This window comes from Alkalimonas sp. NCh-2 (assembly GCF_039631345.1).
GTDB classification, from domain to species: Bacteria; Pseudomonadota; Gammaproteobacteria; order Enterobacterales; family Alteromonadaceae; genus Alkalimonas; species Alkalimonas mucilaginosa.
Map to the genome: position 1 here is coordinate 306,541 of NZ_JBDIUV010000002.1, position 23,483 is coordinate 330,023.

The 23,483-nt window shown below is 47.6% G+C and carries 18 protein-coding genes; 11 read left to right on the plus strand and 7 right to left on the minus strand.

Features of this window, described 5'->3' with window-relative positions:
• Positions 1-49: 49 nt before the first annotated feature.
• From ABC502_RS06615 to ABC502_RS06630, 4 genes are read left to right on the plus strand one after another with little or no spacing between them, the layout of a single operon-like run.
• Positions 50-1,312: a hypothetical protein gene (locus ABC502_RS06615; RefSeq protein WP_345915305.1), complete on the plus strand. Its 1,263-nt coding sequence runs from the start codon at positions 50-52 to the stop codon at positions 1,310-1,312.
• Between the two features lie 47 nt (positions 1,313-1,359).
• Positions 1,360-2,508, plus strand: coding sequence for a UDP-N-acetylglucosamine 2-epimerase (non-hydrolyzing) (wecB, locus tag ABC502_RS06620; RefSeq protein ID WP_345915306.1), 1,149 nt, complete (start codon positions 1,360-1,362; stop codon positions 2,506-2,508).
• Positions 2,509-2,534: 26 nt separating this feature from the next.
• Complete coding sequence (gene tviB / locus ABC502_RS06625; RefSeq protein ID WP_345915307.1) at positions 2,535-3,821, plus strand: Vi polysaccharide biosynthesis UDP-N-acetylglucosamine C-6 dehydrogenase TviB; 1,287 nt, start codon at positions 2,535-2,537, stop codon at positions 3,819-3,821.
• 16 nt (positions 3,822-3,837) lie between these two features.
• Positions 3,838-4,857 carry an SDR family oxidoreductase gene (locus tag ABC502_RS06630; protein WP_330086250.1) on the plus strand — a complete coding sequence of 340 codons (1,020 nt, stop codon included), beginning with the start codon at positions 3,838-3,840 and terminating at the stop codon, positions 4,855-4,857.
• Between the two features lie 80 nt (positions 4,858-4,937).
• Here ABC502_RS06630 and ABC502_RS06635 read toward each other — a convergent pair whose 3' ends face one another.
• Positions 4,938-7,115, minus strand: a complete 2,178-nt coding sequence (locus tag ABC502_RS06635) for a hypothetical protein (RefSeq protein WP_345915308.1) — start codon at positions 7,113-7,115, stop codon at positions 4,938-4,940.
• 386 nt (positions 7,116-7,501) lie between these two features.
• On the opposite strand from ABC502_RS06635, the gene ABC502_RS06640 reads away from it, so the two are divergent.
• Both ABC502_RS06640 and ABC502_RS06645 read left to right on the plus strand, forming a co-directional pair.
• Positions 7,502-8,860 (plus strand): alkaline phosphatase family protein, encoded by a 1,359-nt coding sequence (locus tag ABC502_RS06640; RefSeq protein WP_345915309.1) that lies wholly within the window; start codon positions 7,502-7,504, stop codon positions 8,858-8,860.
• Between the two features lie 7 nt (positions 8,861-8,867).
• Positions 8,868-9,338, plus strand: a complete 471-nt coding sequence (locus tag ABC502_RS06645) for a GNAT family N-acetyltransferase (protein WP_345915310.1) — start codon at positions 8,868-8,870, stop codon at positions 9,336-9,338.
• 4 nt (positions 9,339-9,342) lie between these two features.
• Here the strand turns inward: ABC502_RS06645 and ABC502_RS06650 are convergent, their stop codons facing one another.
• Positions 9,343-10,071 carry a GNAT family N-acetyltransferase gene (locus ABC502_RS06650; protein ID WP_345915311.1) on the minus strand — a complete coding sequence of 243 codons (729 nt, stop codon included), beginning with the start codon at positions 10,069-10,071 and terminating at the stop codon, positions 9,343-9,345.
• An 84-nt stretch (positions 10,072-10,155) separates the two neighbouring features.
• The gene (locus ABC502_RS06655) at positions 10,156-11,250 is read right to left on the minus strand and encodes a GNAT family N-acetyltransferase (protein ID WP_345915312.1); all 1,095 of its coding nucleotides are present in this window, start codon (positions 11,248-11,250) and stop codon (positions 10,156-10,158) included.
• Positions 11,251-11,484: 234 nt separating this feature from the next.
• On the opposite strand from ABC502_RS06655, the gene ABC502_RS06660 reads away from it, so the two are divergent.
• The 4 genes from ABC502_RS06660 (at position 11,485) to ABC502_RS06675 (ending at position 17,079) form a co-directional block, all read left to right on the plus strand.
• Positions 11,485-12,978, plus strand: coding sequence for a lipopolysaccharide biosynthesis protein (locus tag ABC502_RS06660; protein WP_345915313.1), 1,494 nt, complete (start codon positions 11,485-11,487; stop codon positions 12,976-12,978).
• A 5-nt stretch (positions 12,979-12,983) separates the two neighbouring features.
• Positions 12,984-14,165, plus strand: a complete 1,182-nt coding sequence (locus tag ABC502_RS06665) for a glycosyltransferase (RefSeq protein ID WP_345915314.1) — start codon at positions 12,984-12,986, stop codon at positions 14,163-14,165.
• A 120-nt stretch (positions 14,166-14,285) separates the two neighbouring features.
• Positions 14,286-15,554 carry an O-antigen ligase family protein gene (locus ABC502_RS06670; protein ID WP_345915315.1) on the plus strand — a complete coding sequence of 423 codons (1,269 nt, stop codon included), beginning with the start codon at positions 14,286-14,288 and terminating at the stop codon, positions 15,552-15,554.
• A gap of 10 nt (positions 15,555-15,564) precedes the next feature.
• Positions 15,565-17,079, plus strand: a complete 1,515-nt coding sequence (locus ABC502_RS06675; protein ID WP_345915316.1) for an oligosaccharide flippase family protein — start codon at positions 15,565-15,567, stop codon at positions 17,077-17,079.
• Here ABC502_RS06675 and ABC502_RS06680 read toward each other — a convergent pair.
• On the minus strand, positions 17,076-18,779 hold the full coding sequence (locus tag ABC502_RS06680) for a hypothetical protein (protein ID WP_345915317.1): 1,704 nt from the start codon (positions 18,777-18,779) through the stop codon (positions 17,076-17,078). The genes ABC502_RS06675 and ABC502_RS06680 overlap by 4 nt on opposite strands.
• 99 nt (positions 18,780-18,878) lie before the next feature.
• Between ABC502_RS06680 and ABC502_RS06685 the strand changes: the two genes are divergently transcribed.
• Positions 18,879-20,234, plus strand: coding sequence for a phenylacetate--CoA ligase family protein (locus tag ABC502_RS06685; protein WP_345915318.1), 1,356 nt, complete (start codon positions 18,879-18,881; stop codon positions 20,232-20,234).
• Here the strand turns inward: ABC502_RS06685 and ABC502_RS06690 are convergent.
• The 3 genes from ABC502_RS06690 to ABC502_RS06700 are packed head-to-tail and all read right to left on the minus strand — an operon-like array spanning position 20,212 to position 23,476.
• A complete protein-coding gene (locus tag ABC502_RS06690; protein WP_330086262.1) occupies positions 20,212-21,300 on the minus strand; it encodes a glycosyltransferase in 1,089 nt (362 codons plus the stop codon). The genes ABC502_RS06685 and ABC502_RS06690 overlap by 23 nt on opposite strands.
• Complete coding sequence (locus ABC502_RS06695) at positions 21,297-22,307, minus strand: polysaccharide deacetylase family protein (protein WP_345915319.1); 1,011 nt, start codon at positions 22,305-22,307, stop codon at positions 21,297-21,299. The genes ABC502_RS06690 and ABC502_RS06695 overlap by 4 nt, the downstream gene beginning before the upstream one ends.
• Positions 22,304-23,476, minus strand: a complete 1,173-nt coding sequence (locus ABC502_RS06700) for a hypothetical protein (RefSeq protein ID WP_345915320.1) — start codon at positions 23,474-23,476, stop codon at positions 22,304-22,306. The genes ABC502_RS06695 and ABC502_RS06700 overlap by 4 nt, the downstream gene beginning before the upstream one ends.
• Positions 23,477-23,483: the final 7 nt, after the last annotated feature.

Genomic DNA, 23,483 nt, shown 5'->3' on the forward strand with positions numbered 1-23,483 from the left:
GTATATTAATGACAAACAAATAGATGTATTTAGAGCCTGGAGCATATGTTTGAATAAGTTACTCAAAATCTGTGGCTGGTTTTTTCTTGCTGTATTGATTGCTCTGTTGGCGCTGTTGGTACTTGCTTTGCAAACCAGGCCTTTGGTCGTTAGTAGTTATAGTGTTACACCGGAAACTGCGCATAGTGCGGAGCAACTCGCACTGCGTTTACGTCAAGCTTATGGCAAGACGGAGCTAACAATCACCTCGGATGAAGCCAATGCTTTAATTGCCATTGCCAGGCGACTTTACCCTGCAGTTCATGGACGGGTGAATATCGGCAACCAGCAATTGTTGGCTGCTGTCAGCATGCCAGTGATGCAAGACAGGCTGTTTTTGAATGTGTCTGCGTTGTTGCTACCATCAAAGCAAGGACTTGCAGTGCATGAGGTGCGGATAGGGCAGTTACGGCTTTCGGGGGCTTTGACATTGCGTCTGGTTGAGTGGGTTGGTAATTATTACCTGCAGCCAGTTGGCGCAACCCAGCTGCTTGCAGCCATTCAGGAAGTATCCTTTGAGCAAGATGTTTTGATGGTCCGCTACCAGTTACCAGAGCAATTGCAGCTTGGACAAGTTGCCAGGCTGCGTGAGCAGTGGCAACCTTATGGTGATCCTAAACATATCCAACATTATTATCAGCTCCTGGCGAGACACCATGCAGAGAGCGCAAACTTGTCTGATTATTTAAATGTGCTGTTTATCGAAGCCGCCAGGCGCGCCCAGCAAGGCTCGGCAGTAGCCGAGAATCAGGCCGCACTGCTGGCACTGGCTGTGTTTTTTGGGACATCCAAGTTTGAGCTTTTATTAGGGGATATACGAAGCAACAATCGCTATGCAACGGCACCACCACGAGTCACTTTAGCTGGTCGACTCGATCTACAGCAGCACTTTGTGTATTCTGCCGCGATAAAAACCCTTACCAACAAGGATATTGGGTATTTAGCCGGAGAAATGAAAGAGTTACTGGATGCAAACCCTGGCGGTAGCGGCTTTAGTTTTGTTGATCTTCTGGCAGATATTGCAGGGGTGCGTTTTGCAGAAATTGCGCTTGGTTCGGAGCAAAGTGCAGCAGCCTTGCAGCGCTTTATTGTGGCGACACATCTGACCGACGCTGATGTATTGCCCGATTTCAGAGCCTTTCCTGAGGGGATTGCTTACGATACTTTTAGAGAAGACTTTGATACAATCGAGTCAGAAGCATACAATCAATTGGTTACAGCTATTACAGATGCCTTGCACAGCTTACCGCTGTATCAATTGGATAGCCTTTAACATCTGTGACTGGCTGATTGCAAGTCGCCAACAAGGAAGCTGAATTGATGTTGAAAACTTTAACTGTGTTTGGAACCCGCCCGGAAGCCATTAAAATGGCACCTTTGGTCAATGCGCTCAATGCTGCTGCTCATATTGATAACAGAGTATGCGTGACGGGGCAGCACCGCGAAATGCTGGACCAGGTTCTGGCTCTGTTTGAAATAGAGCCTCATTATGATCTCAATATCATGAAACCCGGGCAGGATTTGTTTGATGTCACCATGCATATTCTTGAGCGCATTAAAGCTGTGTTGCGCGAGTTCAAGCCAGACTTGGTTTTGGTGCATGGCGATACCAGTACCACCTTTGCCACAGCATTGGCCTGTTATTACGAAAAGATAGCGGTCGGTCATGTGGAAGCTGGCCTTCGTACCGGTAATCTTTACAGTCCCTGGCCGGAGGAAGCCAACCGTCAGTTAACCGGGGTTATTACTAAGCTGCATTTTGCCCCCACAGAAACTGCCCGTCAGAATTTGTTAGCCGAAGGCAAAGACGACGGTACCATTTGGGTCACCGGGAATACAGTGATAGATGCACTGTTATCCGTGGTGGCAAAGTTTGATGAGACCCCAGAAGACTTTGCCGAACTGGCTAAACAACTGCCATGGGGGGGAGCGCAAAAGCGGATGGTGCTTATTACTGGCCATCGCCGCGAGAGCTTTGGCTCTGGTTTTGAAAATATCTGTGCTGCGCTTAAAGTGCTGGCAAGCCGTTATCCAGAGTGTGATTTTGTCTACCCGGTCCATTTAAACCCGAACGTGCGTGAGCCAGTGTTTCGTTTACTCGGCGAACAAAGCAATGTGCATTTGATAGAGCCGCAGGATTACCTGCCATTTGTTTATTTAATGCGCCAGTCGTATTTGGTATTAACCGACTCAGGTGGGATCCAGGAAGAAGCCCCATCGCTGGGTAAGCCGGTACTGGTGATGCGTGATACTACGGAGCGACCGGAGGCTGTGACAGCGGGAACTGTGGTATTGGTCGGGACGGATACAGAAACCATCATTCGGGAAGTTTCCCGGTTAATGGATGATGCAAGCTGGTATCAACAAATGAGTGTAGCACACAACCCCTATGGTGATGGCCAAGCTTGCCAACGGATTGTTGAAGCTATCGTGCAGCAACATCAAGCCGGCAATGTACAGCCAGGTTAGTAATTTTTGCCACATCAGGATGAACTATGAACCACGGATTCTCACTTGCAAACCTGAAAATTGCCGTTATTGGTCTGGGCTATGTTGGCTTGCCTCTGGCAGTCGAGTTTGGTAAAAAATTTAGCACCCTGGGTTTTGATATTCAGCCGAAACGGATTGAAGCCTTACAGCAGGGGATTGATCATACGCTGGAGGTAGATACAGCGGAACTGGCCGAAGCTCAGTATTTGAGTTTTTCCAGCGATCCTGCTGCACTGGCACAAGCCAACTTCTTTATTGTCACGGTTCCTACCCCGATTGATCGGCACCGCCAGCCTGATTTAACGCCATTGATTAAAGCTTCTGAAACCCTGGGTAAGGTCATCAAAGCCGGCGATATCGTGGTGTATGAGTCGACCGTTTATCCCGGCGCAACGGAAGAAGACTGCCTGCCGGTGATTGAGCGTATTTCAGGGTTGCGTTTTAATCAGGATTTCTTTGCCGGCTACAGCCCGGAGCGGATTAATCCAGGTGATAAAGAGCACCGGGTAACCAGCATCAAAAAAGTAACTTCTGGCTCTACCCCAGAGGTAGCTGATTTTATTGACCAGGTCTACGCCAGCATCATTACAGCCGGCACCTACAAGGCCAGCAGCATCAAAGTCGCCGAGGCGGCAAAAGTGATCGAGAACACGCAGCGCGATCTAAATATTGCGCTGGTGAATGAGCTGGCAGTCATTTTTAGTAAGTTGAATATTGATACCGAGGAAGTCTTGCTGGCTGCCGGGACCAAATGGAATTTCCTGCCATTTCGTCCGGGATTAGTTGGTGGCCATTGTATCGGTGTGGATCCATATTACCTGACGCACAAAGCACAATCGATTGGCTATCATCCGGAAGTGATCCTGGCCGGCCGGCGCATTAACGATGGCATGCCTAAGTTTGTGGTATCCTCACTGGTCAAAACCATGCTGAAAAAGCGCATTCAGGTACAGGGTGCCCGGGTATTGGTGTTAGGGTTAACCTTTAAAGAAAACTGCCCGGATATTCGCAATACCAAAGTCATCGATGTGGTGCACGAACTGCAGGATTATGGTATGCAGGCTGATGTGTACGATCCCTGGGTGTCCGCCGAGGATGCACGGCATGAATACGGCATTGAACTTTGTGCTACACCACAGCATTCAGCCTATGATGCAGTGATCCTGGCTGTTGCCCACCAGGCATTTAAAGACATGGGAACCGAGCAGATCCTGAGCTTTGCTAAAGATAACCATGTGTTGTACGACCTGAAATACGTGCTGGACCCTGCCAAGGTAGAACTGCGCTTTTAACCCAAGGATGAGAACCATGAGTGTGTATCTGGAAACGCTGGAATCTTTACAACAAGCACCGAAACGATGGCTGATCACAGGCTGTGCCGGCTTTATTGGCTCCAATTTGTTGGAGGTGTTGCTGCGGCATGATCAGTACGTGGTTGGCCTGGATAACTTCGCGACTGGCTATCAGCGCAATCTGGATCAGGTTAAGGCGCTGGTAACACCAGAGCAATGGCAGCGTTTTCGATTTATCGAAGGTGATATCTGCCAGCCAGATCATTGCCAGCAAGCCTGTGAAGGAGTGGATTATGTGCTGCATCAGGCGGCGCTCGGCTCGGTGCCGCGCTCGATTGAAGATCCGGCCCGTACCAACGCTGCCAATATTACCGGCTTTTTAAACATGCTGATTGCCTCCCGCGATGCGAAGGTGCAGAGCTTTGTCTATGCTGCTTCCAGCTCGACCTATGGCGATCACCCGGCGTTGCCCAAAGTAGAAGATACCATTGGCAAGCCATTGTCTCCTTATGCCGTGACCAAATTTGTCAATGAGCTCTATGCGGATGTATTTTCCCGCACTTATCAATTTCATTGCACTGGTCTGCGTTATTTCAATGTGTTTGGCCCGCGTCAGGATCCAAACGGTGCCTATGCGGCTGTTATCCCGAAGTGGACTGCTGCTATGATTGCCGGCGATGATGTGGCGATTAATGGCGATGGTGAAACCAGCCGCGATTTTTGTTTTATTGCCAATGCGGTGCAGGCCAACATTCTGGCGGCAGTGACCCAGCTAGAGCGCAGTGAAGTATTTAATGTGGCTGTTGGTGATCGCACCAGTTTGAATCAGTTGTTTAGCGCGATTCAGCAAAGTTTACAGCAACATGGGGTGGGCTATAGCAAAGCACCGGTGTACCGGGATTTCAGGGCTGGTGATGTGCGCCACTCCCAGGCTGATATTAGCAAAGCACAAACAATGCTGGGTTATCAGCCGGAGTACAAAGTTCAGCAAGGGCTGGCGCAAGCGATGAGCTGGTACCTGCAACTAAGTCGTTAACTCATTCCGTTTATTGATACTGCGACGGCTGCTTACTTTCCGCTGGCTTTTCTTAGGAAAGGGGCAGCCGCCCGTTCATCCTATAGCTCTATTCTGAGTAAGCCATCTGTTGTGGCCTGATAGGTGTTGCTGGCTGGACTGTTTGTAGGTGTGATTTCGATGATGCGCCCTTGTTGAGTGACATCAAACTGAATCATGGCCTCCGGTTGCCAACCAAGAATATACAGCGACTCGATCGAAACACCGTCAGGAAGACTTAGTTGAAGAAAGCTTTCTTTAGGCTGGTCGGGATGGCGGCTGAACAAGATTAACGTGCCTTCGTTCACAAAACCGGCTCCAAACCAATGATCGGAATTAAGGGTACCATTTTCACTGGTGAGCAAGAATTTTTCTTGTGGTTGGAACGCCGTGTCAAACAACAGGTGTTCAGTGCTAGCGGCATTGCTGTATATTGATGGTGCTTTGCCGGCTCCTCCCTCGAATTCAAAGAAGGTTAGAACTTCCGTATGGACCTGAGGTTGTGATGGACTTATTTTCAAACGCCACTTACGTTGATTATCTGGTACCGAGTGTTGTGGCTCATTGGCCCAGTATGCTTCACCATCGATGACTTGGATACTAGCCTGTTCTGGCCAGGCAACCTGATAATAGCCGATCATCTCATTAGTCTGGATACGAAAGCTCTGTAGCCGGGATGTTTCTGGCAGCGGTTGGCCCTGAAATAGCTGATTGACTGTTACTTGCCGGATATACTCATCGCCTTCTTGCAACCCTAACTCAGGTTTGTAACGTATCAGGTCACGAGTTTGTTCCGGCAATGTATGCACGGTATCAAAGATCGCCAGGGTCTGTTCGCCAATCAAAGCCAGTTGTCGGTTGACGGACTTCGCATAGACAGTGCCAAAGTAGCCTCTCATATTGTAAGCACCGGCTGCTTCGGCCGAGATCAAAATCGTCTTCTGATCCTGATGCAAACTGCGATAAAAAGGATCGGCTAAAGCTCTCATGGTCGGGTTGGATGAGCCCACAGGGCTGGCATTCTCAATCAAAAGGGTGTTATGGGCATTACCAATAGCCCCAGCGGCACTATAGGCTGTGACCTGCTTGGTGATCCAAGTACCTCTGTGTGCCAGGTCAAAATTAAGTGCATCTGAATGTTCGTGATCGACACGGTGTCTTCGGTTGATAAAGAATAGATTGGTTGCATCAGAGTCCCAGCCTGTTCTGGCACTAATTAAACCCACCCCTTTGGACAGATGCATGCTTGGTATTAATTGGACGGCTCCTGAGCCCGGGGGCTGATAAAATAAAGTTCGCTCTATACCTGGGTACAACGATGTGATTTTATGGCCTTGCAGCTCTATGAGATGCTCAAGCCAGTCTTGGAATGTGGCTTGCAGTGGTGATTCCTGCAGGAGCTCTAACAGATACATGGAAAACTGATAGCGTTTATCCCGCAAGACAGGTTGATAGTCTTGCCCCTGTTCTACCGAGCCATACTGATAGACACCGGTAAAGCCGGCTAAATTAAAGTGCAGTAAAGCTTCTGCTGTTTTTTCAATATAATGCAAAGGAAGCTCTTTTCCGCGCAGATCTTTATTGATTAAAGCAGCACGCATCCAGTGGATTTGCGTGCCCTGGCTATAGGCAGACCCCTCAGCCCAGGCTCCACCTTGCATAATATCATTCATGTAATAATCGACGATGAAGCGGTCAAACATGGTATCAGCGACAGCCAGGCTTAGCTCTCCCAGCTCAGCATGAGCAGGGCTTTGTTGCAATAAGTAGCCAAACATAGTGAGGTTACCTGCAATTGAGGTAATTTCGTCGGTATCTGTGATGCGCAATCCTACAAAATCATTGTTATGATGGGTGTAATCTAACCAATGCTGTACCCATGTTGCGATATGTGCTTCTGCAATGGCTTGTTCTTCGTTTGAGAATGCAAAGCGAAGCCAGGCGTAGCCGATAGCAGCTCTGTTTCCATCGGTACGAAATCTATTGCGGTTTTTGTATTCAGCCCAGCCGACTTCAGGATCCGCATAATAACGTTGCCATAGCAAGGTTTTGGCTTGCTCAAGATAGGCTTCATTGCCGGTCAGATGATAGCCAAGAGCATAGGCTTTGGCATATTCTCCGCTGTTGTAGGGCGTTCTTCCCAGATAGGTATCCAACCAGTGCTGCATTGCACTTAAGGCACTGTCATCGTTGGTTATCAGAGTTCTGATTCTGTCGATTCGGTTTGGTAATAAGAACAAAGTAGTTGCTGCATCTGCCCTAAAATCCGGTGATGTTTCACTATTCCCGTTATTACCTTCGGCACCTGTTGACGGTGGTACCTCCGTGTTTGTAGAAGCGGCAAGTGCAGACTCATCAGTACAGCTTGCAAGTTGCATCATTGTCAGAATAAGCATTGACAGTAAAAAATATCTGGTCATAGCAGCCTCTTCTGGAAACCGGATAGTCAAAGAGCTAGTCTAGCTTAAATGCTGGTGTCTGTCGTCTGTTGATCAATCCACGTATCTTTTGCGCCAGCTCAAAGATTCCTTATTTAATGCGCCAGTATTTGGTGCATCCAGGGCTGATTGGTGTAAAATAAACCATGAAGTGCACCCTAAATGACAAAAATCAGTAGGACTCTATTATGGATGATAGTAAGCGCGTGATTCTGCTTGAATTCAATGAACTTTGCCCTCAATTACTTGACCGCTTTATGCAAGCCGGTGAGTTACCGAACTTTTCTAAGCTGCACCAAAGTGCCGATGTCTATGTGACCGACGCCAAATGCGATGTGGAATATTTAGAGCCATGGATCCAATGGGTAACACTGCATACTGGCTTGCCATATGAAAAGCATCAGGTGTTTCGCTTAGGGCAAGCACAAAATCTACAGCATGACTCTATTTGGGATGTGTTGGCCAAGCACAATAAAACCAGTTGGCTGTGTGGTAGCATGAATACCAAATGGGATGCCAGTGATACTAAGATCACAGCGCTGCCTGACCCATGGAGCATCGATGTGATGGCATCGCCGCACAGCCTGCAGCCATTTTATCAATTTGTTCGTGCCAATGTGCAGGAGCACAGCAATACCAACTTTAAGTTATCTGCCGGTGATTATGTGCGTTTTCTGTGGTTTATGCTGCGCCATGGTCTGAGCTTAACAACCAGCAAAAAGTTAGCAGGCATGCTGTGGAAGCAACTGACCAAAGCCGAAGACCGCTGGAAAAAAGCCACGGTGCTCGACTGGTTGCAGTTCGATGTGTTTAAACACGTGTATCAGCGGCAAAAGCCACACTTTGCTACCTTCTTTTCCAACAGTACGGCGCATTTTCAGCACAAGTTTTGGCGTTACATGGAGCCAGAAAAGTTTCCACTAAAGCCCTCTGACACCGAGATAAAAAAATACGGTGGAGCAGTGCTTTATGCTTACAAAAATCACGATGCGCTGATAGGTGAGGTACTCAAGCTGGCGGATAAAGATACCGTGGTGATTTTATCTTCAGCTCTGAGCCAGCAACCCTACACCTTGAAAGATGAAGAGGGTGGCAAGCGTTTCTACCGGCCACACGATATGCAGAAAATCCCAGCAGTGTTTGGCCTAAGCGGTGTGCAAAAAGTAAGCCCTGTGATGTCGCATCAATTTCATTTGCTGTGTGATGATGCCGCTTCAGCGAAAGCAAACTTTGAGCGCTTGCAAGCCATGACGTTCAATGGTGGACCTTTGTTTTCATTACGGCTTGAAGGCCATGATGTGTTTGGTGGTTGTCGTATTTCTACCCTGGTACCTGAGCAAGCTACCTTTGAGCAGGATGGGCGTAGTCAGTCCTTTCATCAGGTATTCTACCTGGCGGATAGCCTAAAGAGTGGCATGCACCATCCGCATGGTGTGTTTTGGGTATCGCAACAGGGGCGAAGTCATCAGAAAGTCGCGGAACCAATTCCGTTGGAACTGACCATGCCAAAAATCCTGCAGGAGTTTAGCTTGCAGTCGCAGTTATAGCTTTGCCATGAAGCAGTTTATTTACTGTGTGCGTCAACAGGCGTGGTCAGCGGCTGAAGTTGAGCCTGTGCTGGTTCTGACTTCGTTTGGCCAGCTTGTACGATGGTGCCCGTCGTTGCTACGGGTACTAGGTACGAAAGAGTTCTGTAAGTTTGCTATTAAGTTGCTTCGCGGTGACAAAGCGATTTATTTTTACCAGCAGGCCGGCCAGATCCAAAGTTACGGCATCATTACCTTTGGTTATTGTAAATTATATCAGGTAGATAACACCGATGCCGTCATTGGCCCTGTCAATACTCTGGCCTCTTTTCAAGGCAAAGGACTTGCAACCAAAACGTTGAAAGCAGCCGTGCATTGGCTGTTCACTGAGCGCCAATGCCAAGCCGTTTATATTGATACCTCCGAGCTCAATCACCCCATGCAGCAGGTCATTCGAAAGTCTGGCTTTCCTGAGGCTATCGGTTATTTCACGCGCTGAAATTTTACAGTTGCCAGCTGACTTTATGCGGGTAGAAACAAAACTTCTTTTTGAATCGCTGCATGCTCTGGCTGGCACCAAAAAAAGTGCCGTAGGCGTAATAGCGCACGGAGGGGTGCTCCTCTTCTGCATGACGCGCCATGGCGATGAGCAACATTGGCACAACACCATAAGGCTGGAATTCGTGGTGACCATAGATGTGTTCAATCATCATTAGCTCACCGGCAATGAAACAACCCGCATAGGCAACTAACTTACCCTCTTTGTCGAACACCCCAAAGTAACGATAATCGTGGGTGGGGCTGGTGCTGGCTGGGTCGGTACGCTTCTTTGGGGGCGTGTTCAAGAAAGAGTCTGGTAACTCGCCTTGGCGCACCGGGGTCGAGCGTCGGATAGCCCAGATTTCATCCAGATGCTGGTTGTAATCAATAGGGCGGGAGGTGAAGCCGTTGCGCAAGGCTTTTTTATAGTTGCGCCTGGCTGAGCTCTCGATACTGCTCAGGTAATGCTCAAACCCTTTCGAGATATCGCACATGGCGACACCATGTACCATGCTTTTAAATAAAGGAAACTTTCGATGCCGACGATTGGCATCTTTAAAAAACTGCTCGGTAATAGTCCGGTAAAAGGCATGGGTGTTATCTGTTGCAGCCAGTTGCAGTGAAATGGTGACCACCGGCATGGCTTTAAACAGTTTCCAGCTATTCAGTAGCTGTTGCAAACGAGTCTTCATAAATTCCTTTTAAGGGGTGTCGGACGCTGCACGCATGCTTCCGAGCACTTCCAGATTTCATATCTGCACGGTTGCTGCATTATATCAAGGCAGTATCTTGTGGCAAATCTGTTTTAACTGCTTCTTCCAGGTGCGAAGTGTGCTCAGTATGGCTGTTGTTGCCTCTGCGGTATAAACTTGCTGCGTCTGATTGCTGTAGTTTTTTTTGTAGCCGGTAGGATTACCCCGCATCAGATCGTAATGGCTACATCCTTTATTGCGAGCATGGGACATGGCCAACAGGTGCATGCCAACACCAATGTTCTGGAGGCCTGGCGTCGGCTCAATACCGCTCTGGTAGTAGTAAAGGCATTCCTGATGGTAAAAACCATAATAGGCTGCGATGCACTTGCCGTGTAGATGAATACGAAATAACAGCAGCTGTTCACGCTCCAGAAGTTGTGCAGCCAGAACCTGATGAAACTGCTGAAACACATCCGTACTGAATGCGCCCGGCTTTCCTCTACGTTGCCATTGCTGTTGATGCAGCCGGGTCAAGTCGGCAAAGAAAAGCATGATATCCTTATGTTCAGTACAGACATCCATTTCAATGGCGGTTTGCTCAAAAAAACGTCTGGCGTAGCGGCGTAGTGTACTTTGCCGCAGTGCGTCAATTTGCTGGTGCTGCTCCGCCAGAATGGGTAATACAAAACGCTCACCGTGATACTGTTGATGGTAGTGCCAGTTCTTAGGAGGGTGCTGTTGCAACCAGTGAAGACTAATCGAATTTGCCAGTACATTGTCAAAGATGATTCTTTTAATGGATGTTATAGGTTTCAGGCTGGCAGAGAATAGCGTCAAACTGGATTGCTCAAAACCTTTGGTAATTACAAAGTCCTGGAACTCACTACAGACCTCAGCGATTTCAGGTTCTCCGGTTCCTACAAATCTGAGCTCAGTCCCAAGTGGTGTTTTTTTTAAATACAATGGGTAGAAGGCAACCAGTTGGTCGCTCGCGTAATGCAACTGCATCCACAATGTATCTTCACCCATGGAGTAATGCTGCAGCCATGCATCCAGCCAATCCAAAGAGCAACACAGCGGGTACTCTGGCTGACTTCCAAGAAAAAGCTCCAACTGCTGCATGACCGAAGTAAATTCAGTACGTGAGTGGACAATCTGGCATATCAATTGCGTCATTTAGCGGCTCATTGTGCGAAAGAGAGTTGTTCAATTTGAGGGCTCATGGCATCATAGTTACCACAAAGCTTTAGGATAACCTGCTCACAATTGTTGCTCCTAGCTTTGGACACAGCTTACTATTGCCATTATTTCGTCACAAGCTTATTTCATGGAGGAAATTACTGTGATTCTCTGCTCTGAAGCCTTATCCCTATACAGAATTGCTGCCTTCACAGGATCGGAGCACAAATTTTGAGTTCTGGAGAGCATCAGTTAGGTCGCAAAGTGGCAGTAGGAACGATCTGGTCGATAGCGGGTCGTTTCATTGTTAAAAGTCTTGGTTTTATCAGTATTCTTATCCTCGCCCGGATCCTGGCACCTGATGACTTTGGTGTGATTGCTGCAACCATGATCATGGTTGGCTTATTGGAAATCCTTTTTAACTTTAGCTTTGATATCAACATTATTCAGAAAAAAGAGGTGACAAGTACCACCTTAAACAGTGCCTGGACTTGTAAGTTGCTGTCAGGTCTCGTTTTAACCTTGTTGCTGTTCTTTGGTAGTCATGCGATTGCTCTTTACTTTGCCGACCCCCGGCTTGTACAGGTAGTGCAAGCAATTGCTTTATTGCCCTTATTAAAAAGTGCAAAGAACATTGGCTTTGTGCTGTATCGAAAAGAGCTGGACCTGAAAAGTGAGTTTAAACTCGATGCTTATGCGAAAGCGGTATCATTTGTAGTCACTGTGAGCTTAGCATTATGGATGCAAAGTTACTGGGCCCTTTTGCTTGGCATATACAGTAATGTGCTGGCAAAGCTGGTGCTTAGTTTCTGGATGCATCCGTATCGGCCATGGTTTTGTCTTCGTGAAGCCCGAGAGTTGTTTTCATTTTCAAAGTGGTTGCTCCTTAGAAATGTGACCGTGTATTTTAATACCAATGCACCCGCTTTAATGATTGGCCGTTTATCAACGCCTGAACAGCTTGGTTTTTATTCGATAAGCTATGAGGTGTCCAACTTGCCAACGACCGAGCTGCTTTATCCTCTTTCGCGGGCCGCTTACCCTGGTTATGTGAAATTGAACGAAAAGCCGGCCGAGTTAAGCCGTTTTTTTCTTCGAATGTCTCGTTTGATTGTGCTGGTGGTTGCTCCGGTTTCTTTTGGCCTGGCGGCTGTTTCAGAACAGTTGGTAGCCGTTTTGCTTGGCAGTCAGTGGATGTCTGCTGCGCCATTGCTGGGTTTATTGGCTATTTATGGCTTTGTCAGGGCCGGCAGCCAGAATGTAGAAAGTATTTTTGTTGCGTTAGGCAGGCCAAGACTGTGCTTTTTTATCATGTTCGTTTTAACGCTTGGTTATATTCCCTGTTTGTACCTGGCATTTCAGTTTGCTGGCCTTCAAGGGATCGCCTATGTCATGATAGCCAATGCGATTGTTTACTCTGTGGTGTCCTATAGCTTCCTGGCACACTTGCTGCAGTTTAAGTTAACTTCCGTTTTGCGTGTGTATGCCCTGCCTTTAGGCGCAGCGATTCTGATGTTCTTTGGGGTAAGGGTTCTGGGGGATTATACGGCTGCTTTTGTAGAGCCATTATGGTTGTTGCTATTGCTGAAAGTCATGATAGGGGCTTTTATTTATCTGGCGATCCTGTTGCTGCAACATGTTGTCGCGCCGGCAGGTAGCTTATTTTCAGAAGCATGGTCACTCGTGCGGCAACTGAAAAACGTTAAGCAAAGCATTATCAGGTGAGTCTTATGCATCCAAAACGGATTTTATTTATTACTGCTGAGTTTCCTCCCGGCGGCGGCGGCGGCGTCGGCCGAACCTATACTGCTGCCAATGCGCTTGCTCAGGCAGGGCATCAGGTCGTAGTTTTGTGTGCTTCGGCAAACAGCTATTCGTTTATTGATCCTTCCTACCCTGCACCGCATGCAAAGGTTGCTGTCATTCAAGTATGGACGCCCGAGCTCAGACACTGGATCCGCAGAATTCGAACGCTGATTAAGTCTTTTAATCCGGCAGACCGGTTTTTCCTCTGGCGTCACCTTGCCGTAAAAAAAGCCAATAACTTGCACCGGAAAGCGTCTTTTGATTTGGTGATATCCAGCTATCCATTTTTTTCCAATCATGCCGTAGCATACAGCATTGCAAAACAGTTTGGTTTACCGTGGATTGCCGACTACCGGGATCCGCCCTGGTGGATGTACAGTAGCAAACACAGAATTCAGCCAGAGTTCTTTGATTTTGCAAAGTACAGTGTGAAGACCATCACTACCACAGAGCGAAGTAAGACCTTGATTTGTGAAAAGCTTGGCATCTTGCCTGATTCTGTGCAGGTCATCAGCAATGGTTGTGATGACATCGCAGCCAGTATTCAGACCTCATTGCCAGTCGATGGCAACATTGAACTGCTGCATACTGGCTCGGTTTATGAAGTTGGACGGGATATCAATGCGCTTATTCGGGTTGTAAGCAAGATGCAGCCTGGCATTAAGCTGCACTTTATAGGCGACCCGCCGTATCAATCTACCAAAGAGTTGTTGGCAACACTGCCGAATACTGACTTTGTTGGGTTTACCCCATACATGCCTGCAGCTGATGCACTTAGTTATGCTGCTAAAACTACTGTGCTGGTGGTAATCCAGGGAGACTTGTTTGAAAACCAGGTGCCAGGTAAGGTATTTGAGTATCTTGCGCTGCAAAAAACAATACTTTTAATCACCAATCAGGGCAGTGCAACCCACCAGCTTTTAAAGCATGAACCGAATGTCGTGTTTGCGGAATACGGCAATGAAGAATCCATCCGGCAAGGGATTGCGCAGGCGAGTCAGCATCAGGTTGTGGCGGTAGATAGATTCAGGTACACACGCCGACAAGTTGGTGAACAGTTTGCGGCTTTGGTAGAAACATACCTGGATCATGCCCAGGATGTATAATGGTAGGGCAGCTTTGCAAAGAAGCGGATTTATTAAGGCGACGATATGACGCACGTTAGGGTACAAGCTGTCCAACAGGCGCAGCAACAAACTTTGCCACAAGAGCAGAGCTCGTCCATTGTGTTTTTTTTCCTGTTTCTATATGCCACTTTCGTGTTGATTCGGCCACAGGAATTCATCGGTTTTTTAATCGGTTTTCCGATTATTATGATTTTTACCATTTTGGCAACCGCTACTGCTTTGCTGGTGCACCGGCCTTTACGCTGGAGCATACAGCAAACCATGTTATTGCTGATGCTTCCTGTGATCAGCGTTTCTGCTTTGCTCAATGGTTGGGGTACCAAGGGACTGGTTGAGTCCCAGGGTATGCTGATATCATCGATTTTGCCTCTTTTTCTGTTTGCCTCAGTCGTAAGTACTGCCTCGCGGCAAACCAAGTTGATGCTGTTGTCTATCACGGCTTCCTTAATCATGATTCATAATGGCTGGGTTCAGTACACAAGCTATGATGCTTTTGGCTGGACGGGTACCCAGGCTGTTGCTGGTGATTTGCGCCGTATTGTTTACGTTGGAATTTTCCAGGATCCGAATGATTTAGGCATGCTGATCGTGATGAACCTTCCTTTCGTGGCCTACTTTTTTCACCGGGGCGGGGTGATGATGAAGTTACTTTGCCTGGGTGTTTTTGCGGTGTTTATGTATGGTGTTTATATTACAGGCTCCCGTGGAACTGTACTGGGCACAGCCGCCTTGTTTGGCTTTTATCTGTTATTGCGCTACGGTGGCACTCGAATGATTCTGGCAGGTATTACATTTGGCCCTGTTGTGGCGACCTTGTTGTCCCAGTTTGGTGGATTAAGTTCTGATGAGGCTTCGGCTCGCTCCCGCCTTTATGCTTGGTACGATGGTGTACATTATCTGCTTGGGAACCCGGTGTTTGGTATCGGTAAAGGCAATTTTATGGACTGGCATGGCCGGACGGCCCATAACTCCTACATCCTCGTTGCTTCCGAGTTAGGAACTTTGGGTTATACCTTGTGGGGAGGGGCTTTAGCATTAACCGTTTATATTGGTTATAAAATTTTTAAACTACCAGTAGAGCGTTTTGCCAATCATCCTCAAAAAGAACTGATCCTGAATGAAATTAAAATCAGTACGGCTTTGTTTTTCTCGATGATTGCTTATCTTGTCACTGCTTTTTTCCTAAGCCGCTCTTACATATTGTTGCTATTCATCTTTATAGGTATGAATATTGCTGCACATTACCGGGTAATGAAATGGGCGCCTGAAATTAAGGCCTTACTCACTTATAAAACAGCGCTTTATTGCGGGCTTGCATCCTGGATTTTGGTCTTCATGGTCTATGGCACCTTGAAGGTGTCGTTGTAATGAGTCAAAGTTGCAGCGAGCCGGTATGAAGCGCCAGCTGATTGGTAGTTCATTTTATCGGGTGCTTGAAAACCTGATAAACGTTGCCACTGCCTTGCTGCTGACTCCCATCCTGCTTGCGGCATTGGGGACCAGCCAGTATGGTTTATGGCTGTTGCTGTTGTCCGTTATCTTTATTTTCCCGGTATTTGATTTTGGCTTTGCTACTGCAATTCAACGAGCTATGGCACAGGCCATTGAACGACAGGACGCATGCTCAATTCAGCGCTTGTTTTCAACCGGGATGCTGCTGTTTGCCGGTCTAGCTGTCCCTGCGTTACTCTGCACTTTTCTGTTGGCTGCTAATCCTGCTTGGCTAGGGGTAGAGCCTGATTTCCGGGCATTAGCGACCTTTGCCCTGCTAATCCTATTAATCAAAGTCGTCACCGATATGATCGCAAATGCAATGCATGGGATCTACAGTGGTCACTTACGATTTGACTTAGATGCTAAGATTTCCATCGTGCAGACCATTCTACGCTCAGTATTGATGGTTGTGTTTGTCACTGAGTTTGGTTTAATGACGCTGGTATTCGCTACTCTTGGCACAGACTTGTTGGCGCATATTGCTCGATTTGTGCTCGGATACAGGCTACAACCGGATTTACGTTGTTCATGGCAGTTGGTGAGTTGGCGTGCAATCAAGGAGTTGTATGTATTCGGCCGGCATGTCTTTTTGCTGGATGCCAGCAGGATTATTCGTACCAACTCAGAGCCACTGCTAATCAGTCACTTGTTAAACCTCAGTGCCGTAAGTTTTTATGCAGTAGCCGATAGATTAGTTCGGCAGGCCGAGATGCTGACCCGATCGGTACTCGGCTCTTTACAGCCATTTTTAATTCGTAAGCAGCATAGCGGTATGCTCACTGAACAGATCGCAGCACACAGCATTCAGTTAAGTTTGTTTTTTCACGGTGTGTTGTTGCTGTCAGGCCTGGTTTGTGGCCCGATTTTCATTGAGCTGTGGCTGGGGCAGGGCTTTGGGCAATCACAGCAGTTGTTGCCTGTGTTATTTCTGGCGGTTTTGTTTAAAGTATATACCATACCACTCAGCCAGTTGTTTATCGCTCATGCGTGTCATCATAAACTGGTGCCGCTGCATCTGATAGGTGCGGTTTTACAAGTTGGCTTTATGCTGTTATTGGGGAGCTTATTCGGTCTGATGGGCATAGCCTGGGCTGCGGTTGTGATCAATGCGTTGGTGTTTACGGCAGGCTTGTGTGTGCAGGCAAACAGAATATTGCAATTACCATGGACCGCAATGTTGCCTGGTTTGTTAAGTTTGTCCGTGTTATTCACCCTGGCGTTTTTGTTAAGCATGCATCTGCCTCTGTGGCGCCCTGAAGCCAGTTGGCTGGAGTTTTTGGTAAAAGCTCCGGTCATTGTGATTACCGCGGCCCTGGTATGTTACTACTCGCTCATTCGAGCTCCGCTTCGAGGCAGGTTGCAAGCCAGCTTGCAGGAACTTATCTCGAAGCAGCGTTAGTGGTTTTGTACCCACAACCAGGTGGCAAGCGAGTTCGAACGATGTTGCCAATTCCACATTCGATAGGTATTGCCAAATACGCCTGCACAGTTCTGGCTTTCATTTTGTGTCCACTGCGCTTGAATGTGGCTTATACGGGCGGCTAAACGTTTTCTGTCTGACGTATCCTCGGAAAAGTGATAGGCCAGAGCCAGTGGCAAAATGATTTGAATGTTATGTTTGTCAGTCCAGTGATACTGTTCGTGCGCTGCGATCATGGCCTTATCGGAAGCAAAAGGGGAGGCGGAGTACAGTAAATCGGTGGCCAAATCAGAGGCACCTGTACAGGCTCGTCTGCCCTGTGCATCGAATCTGGCTTCGTACTGAGCTTCCAACTGCTCACCACTCAGATACCGACTGCGAAAACCGTAACGATCAATGGCATCTCCCAGGCGCTTTAGCATCCCGGGTATCCGCTCGTCTTGGGTTATTTGGAAGCTGTGCCATAAAAAGTCGGCAATATTTTCTGACATCCAGGGGGAGAAACGACGGTTATCGGTTTGGCCGGTAGCCGCTTGAGCTTCCCGTTCATGCCCTTCATGCACGCTCCAGGCATGAACAAAGGCACCGCTTTTAGGCAGCCAGTTATTAAAACGCTCCCATCGGGTTGTTTCGTTCTGCATTGCATACAAATGGTCGAGCCGTTCATTGAAGTGATACAGCAAGCGTTCTTCACCGGTGATTTCAAAGGCATGCACCTCTGTTAATCCCACCAGTCCAGCGGCACGCTCGGTAAAAGGCTGGTTCTCTCGATAAATTCGTTGTCGGGTATTGGGTTGATGGTTACCCAGATCTGCTTGCAAGGCCATATTCACGATTAGGGGAGGATCCCATTGTGAGTCATCGCCACTGAGCGCCAATGCAAGCTTTGCTGGCTGAGCGTAAATGTATTTACCATCGGCACAAGATACCGTTTTAAAGGTCCAGCAGCCTGAGCCACCACCGCGGCTTGGTAGACTCCCGTCATTGCGAACATATTGAAAATAAAATTGTTTGGATAAAAAAGCTTCCCTTAAATAACGCAACTCTCCGCTGGCCATGTAGGCTTTAAAAAAAGCGCTTGGCCGGTCAAACAGCCAGTCTGCAGCACGTGATTCCTGGTAGTTCAGTGAGCCGGCCCAGTGGCTGAACTGACCGGACAAGAACTCAGTGAGGTGGGTGTGTCCTGAGATTGGGGCATAAGGAGGGATCAAAGCTGTCGTTGCTAAATAATCCGGGCTGTGAAGTGCATAGACGCGCGGGTGGAAGATACCCGAATTGATGGGATCGGCTTTAGCCCAGCCAAGAGAATGTGGCTGTTCTTCAACAATAAGGTCTGCTGCAACCGGAGATGCTTTTATTGTAAGTGTGAGCTGTACAGCGCCCTGAGTCATATCCATCTGATGGAGCTGTATAATCAAGGAACGTATGCTTTGATCGCGCCAATGCCACAGTAAGCCCGCCCTTGCCGCTCTTGCCAGCGGTTGCCCATCTTGGTATATATGAAGTTGACTAGGATCGGTCAGTATTCCTGGTGCCAGCGGGAGACCAAAGGTGACCAGTTCTTTTTGGCTGGGTGTGATATAAGGATCCGCATGCAGTGTGAGCAGGATATCTTGCGCCAGCGCATCCGCCAGTACTACTTTCCAGACGAGTACGAGTGCTATGCAACTTTTAACCAATGTTTCCTCCTTCCAGTCAGCCATGAATCTTGTATCTTATGCGTGCGCCTTCGCTTACAATATTCATTAGGATAGCATTTACTGACAGGGAGCGTGACTATGCTGTACTTTTCATTTCTAAGCAAACACCTGTACCCATTGTACGAATCGTTGCGTGGTAGAAAAACGCATCTTTACTATCGAGAATACCTGGCAAATCAACACAAAACTCCGGATGAAATTGCGGCCATCCAATTGCAAAAATTAAAAGCCTTGCTGCATCACTGCCAGTTGCATGTCCCTTATTATCAGAAAAGCTGGCGTGAGCTTGGGTTTGACCCTGCCAGTGTGCAATCTGTCGCTGATCTTAATCAACTACCGTTATTGACCAAAAGCCTGGTGCGACAGCATTACGATGAGCTCATCGCTTCTAATTTTCGTGGTAAAAACATCACCAAAACCACGGGTGGTTCAACGGGGGAGCCCTTTCGATTTGAACATGACAGAGAGAACTATGATCGTCGGCAAGGGGTCGCCTGGCGAGGTTACGGTTGGGCAGGTTATGAGTTAGGTGATAAGTCCTTGTACTATTGGGGAGGCGCCATTGGCCGTGTAGCCAAGAAAGCAGCTTTGAAGGATAAGCTCTACAATATGATGCTGGGGCGGAATGTCCTGAATGTTTTTTACATGGATAAAGACAATATTCATCGTTTTGTGGATGAGATCTTCAGTTTCAAGCCGCACGGGATTGTAGGGTACACATCCCCCTTGTTTGAAGTAGCCCAGTATATCCTTGAGAAAAACATCAAAGTACCATCACTTGGTTGGATTATTTCGGCAGCAGAGCCGCTTTATGAAAGTCAGCGTGAAATCATTGAGCAAGCCTTTGCTACTAAGGTATTCAATACCTATGGCTGCCGGGAGTTTACTTTAATTGGTGCTGAGTGTTCCCATCAGCAAGGCCTTCATCTGAATACAGATCATTTGGTGGTTGAAGTGACGGATGATTTTGGCCAGGGTACGCAAGGTATTGGTAATATGACCATCACCGATTTGCATAATTATGGCATGCCGTTGATTCGTTTCGTCAATGGCGATCTTGGCAAACTGAAGCAAACCTCTTGCAGTTGTGATTTACCTTTTCCGTTGTTAGAAAGTGTGGAAGGTCGAAAGCTGGATAAAATCGTTACCCGGGAGGGGAAAATCATACCTGGAGAGTTTTTCCCCAGATTGTTCCGTGAAATGCGTGAAGTGGAACGTTATCAAGTGGTACAGGAACACCTTGATAGGATAGAAATAAACATTGTGGCCTTGCCTGGGCTGGATAGCGCGGCCATGGAGCACAGCATTCAATCCGCAGTGAAAGCTGTTGTGGGGCAAGAGCTCAGTGTGTTCTTTCATTATGTAGACGCTATTGCTCTAACCGCCAGTGGTAAACACCGGGTCACGATTTCTAAGCTTGATGTGGCCTCTTGACGCTATACAGCTCAGTATACTGTCTCTGGGTGTTGGTCAGCGAATAATTGGCAGAGATACGGTGCTGAGCTTGATGACTGAGTTGATGATATGGATAGTCATTCAGTAAGAATTTGCGCAGATGCTCTGCCAGGGCTTGCTGGTCACCATAGTCGTATAAGTAACCATTTTCTCCATGGCGTATCAGTTCAGGATTACCGCCAACCTTGGTTGCGATGCATGGGACTCCGCGAGCTAACCCCTCCATGATCGCCAACGAAAGGCCCTCAGATTTTGAGCAGACCACCTGCACATCAATGGTCTGGTAGATTTTTTCCCGATCAAGCACCAAACCATGGAACTCAGTTTTGATATGCCCCAGAGTTGCCGCCAGCTTTTGCAAAGGCTCTTTTTGACTGCCAGTACCAAAGATATGAACTGTAATATCAGATTGACATCGCTCTGGTAGTATCTTCAGCGCTTCAAAAAGATGCTCAGTGCTTTTTATCCGTTCGAGCCGGCCAACCACACCTATGTTCAATTTGGTTTCATCGGCTTTTGCACGCGCAGTGATAGCAGGTACAAAAACGCCATTGCATACGGTGATACAACGTTCTGGTGCCCAGCTGTGGTGTTGCAAGAAGCTCGTTCGTGCATCATCAGAAACAAAAGTAGCAACGTCAGTCACTGGTTTAAATAGCTTGTGCATCAGCTTCCAGCTGCCATGGGTATATGGGTTGGCACCATGGCGGGTGTAAATAACTTGGTATTGTTTGGGCTGAAGCCATAACAGCAAAGCAAGAGACTTCATCACTGCAGGACTGTGCACATGCAGCACATCAGGTTTTATACGCTTGAGTAGTGCATGCAGTCGGCGTAATAGACTCAGCCTGCCTGCACCGCTGTTTAGATGGTAACAGCTAAGACCGATATTGTGCGCCTCTGAGCTAAGGCTGTCTTCCATGGTACCGTAACTCACGATTGTAGGAGTCACGTTGTGTTGAAGCAGTTGCGTATGTGCTAAATCTATCACAAAACGCTCTGCTCCTCCTAAGTTAAGGCTTGACGTAAAGTGTATAACTTTCATTTTCTTTTTCTTAGGTATGCATGGAATACCGTAGTAGCTTTCAGCTTGTTTACCTCATCGTCAATAACACAAATCCTGTTCATGTCATGTCGATCGCTGAGCAGGTTATTAATGCTTGAAGTGTTGTTAAACGCCAACCGGTAACCCGCTTTTTGGGCGAGGAGTTTTGTTTCACTGGTATAGCAATGCTTACTACCAACCGGGTAGGCAACTGCGACAATGCTGGCTCCCAACTTTTCTTCGATGATTTGCTTGGAGGTTTGCAGCTCTTCTGCTTGCTGAAGTACGGGCAGTTTGGAAAGGATTTTGTGACTGCGGGTATGAGAGCCAATATCCATTCCTGCTGAATGCATAACTTGCAGATCATGCCAGTTCACAAACAACTCTTGATGACGCTCGCGCAATTGTTCGCAAAGTCCGGCATGACTATCACGCAATCGGGCCATGAATGCTAAGGATTCCTCTTCGGGTATTTGCTTGATTTGCCGGGTGAAGATCCTTATTTGGTGCTCAATGGAGTCCTGTGTTAAGTGCAATGCTTCGCCACTGGCAGGTGTGACCAGAGTTTTACCGATATTATTGCGCAAAATAAAGCTTAGCTCATCCCACCACGGAATAGCATCAGTATCAATGAAGTCTGTTGGGATCAAAAAAAGTGCAGGTAACTGGTGTTTTTGAAGAATAGGAAAGGCGGTATCAAAATTGTCTTTGTAGCCATCATCAAAGGTAATCATGGCGTACCGCTCTGATAAATGCTGACCATCCAGCACAGCTGAAAGCTGTTGGCTGTTTAAAACCTGGAAGTTTGATTTTATTTGCTCAACTTGTTTTTCAAAGGCATCGGCACTGCATGAGAATACATCACGAGCATAAGGGCATTCGAATTTATTACCTATTCGATGGTAATTAAAAATATAGATGCCATGCGGCAGTCGTTGCCACAGCCGGCTGACAATGGATGAGTTGCTCAGATAATCTCTAAGCAGTTGGCCTAGACGTCGCTTCATTGCTCTGACGCCTTAACCAGGGCTTTAAACTGTGGGCGCGGTAAAAAGTAATCCCGATAGTCATTCGGGTTGCCACTTTTTCCGGCTTCAGCTGCTTTGGCTATATTGTACATCTCACGGGCAGATACATAGTGCAGTACATACTGCTTACCATCGTTGTATTGCTCTTCCAGATAGCCATGCAAAAAATGGCGGGGTTCGCCAAGCAAGGTATCCATATCGCCTTCCTGAGCACCGTGGGTATGTACTTTGATAAACACCCATTCAGGGCGGCCTTTCACGTGAATATTGCTGTTCACCCACTGATCAATACGGGTTTTGAGGAGAGGCATGGTTTTACGCACATCGCTGTTTTCAATGTGCGGCATACCGCTTTGGGTACGCCAGCTGAAGTTAAGCCCGAGTGGGCCTTGCAGTATCATTAAATCGCCGCTGGCGGCCTTACCAACTTCCACATCCACACCGCTATCATGCGATTTGCACTGACCATCCCGGCCTGTAGCGTAATAAATGCTATTTATTTTACGGGTTTGGGCCGGGCTTGGTGCTGAAGGCAGCGTCATATCTACATAGCAGCCTGAGTCTTTTAAGACCTTTAATTCATTGTTTACGCCGCAGTGTTTGCCACCAGGTAAGGAATTATCAAGCGCCCAATTGCCATGGATAAAAGCATACTGAATTTGGCCTGTTTCCGGGTGCAAGGGCAGAGCGCCATGTTCATGGTGCAGGACCTGGGCAAACTCTGTGAGGGTTTTATACAGGTTCTCTGCCGTATCATCATCATGATGCAGATGAATTTCAATCTCACCGTAGCCGCGGGCACACAGATCAGATAGTTTTGCCAGATGTTCGTGCCGGTACTCTTCTTCCGGATAAAAGAAGGTATGCTTCGGAGGTTGACCATCCGCATCCTGATGTTGGCTGGCCATCGCCGGATAGTCGTGATACCAGCGGTCCACTCTGGCACGCTCGCGTGCTAAATCTTTGTTTTTCCACTGCGGTTCAAAGTGGTCGACGAAACAAAACAAAATGTGTTTTGGTCCCTGGTGTTTAGGTCTTGGTGTCAGGCATTGGCGCAGATAACTGCCAAGCCACAGATGCATATGCTTTTTGCGCAATACCAATACAAAGAGCCCAATAAACAAAAGCAGCAGAACAGATACAATCATGATAAGC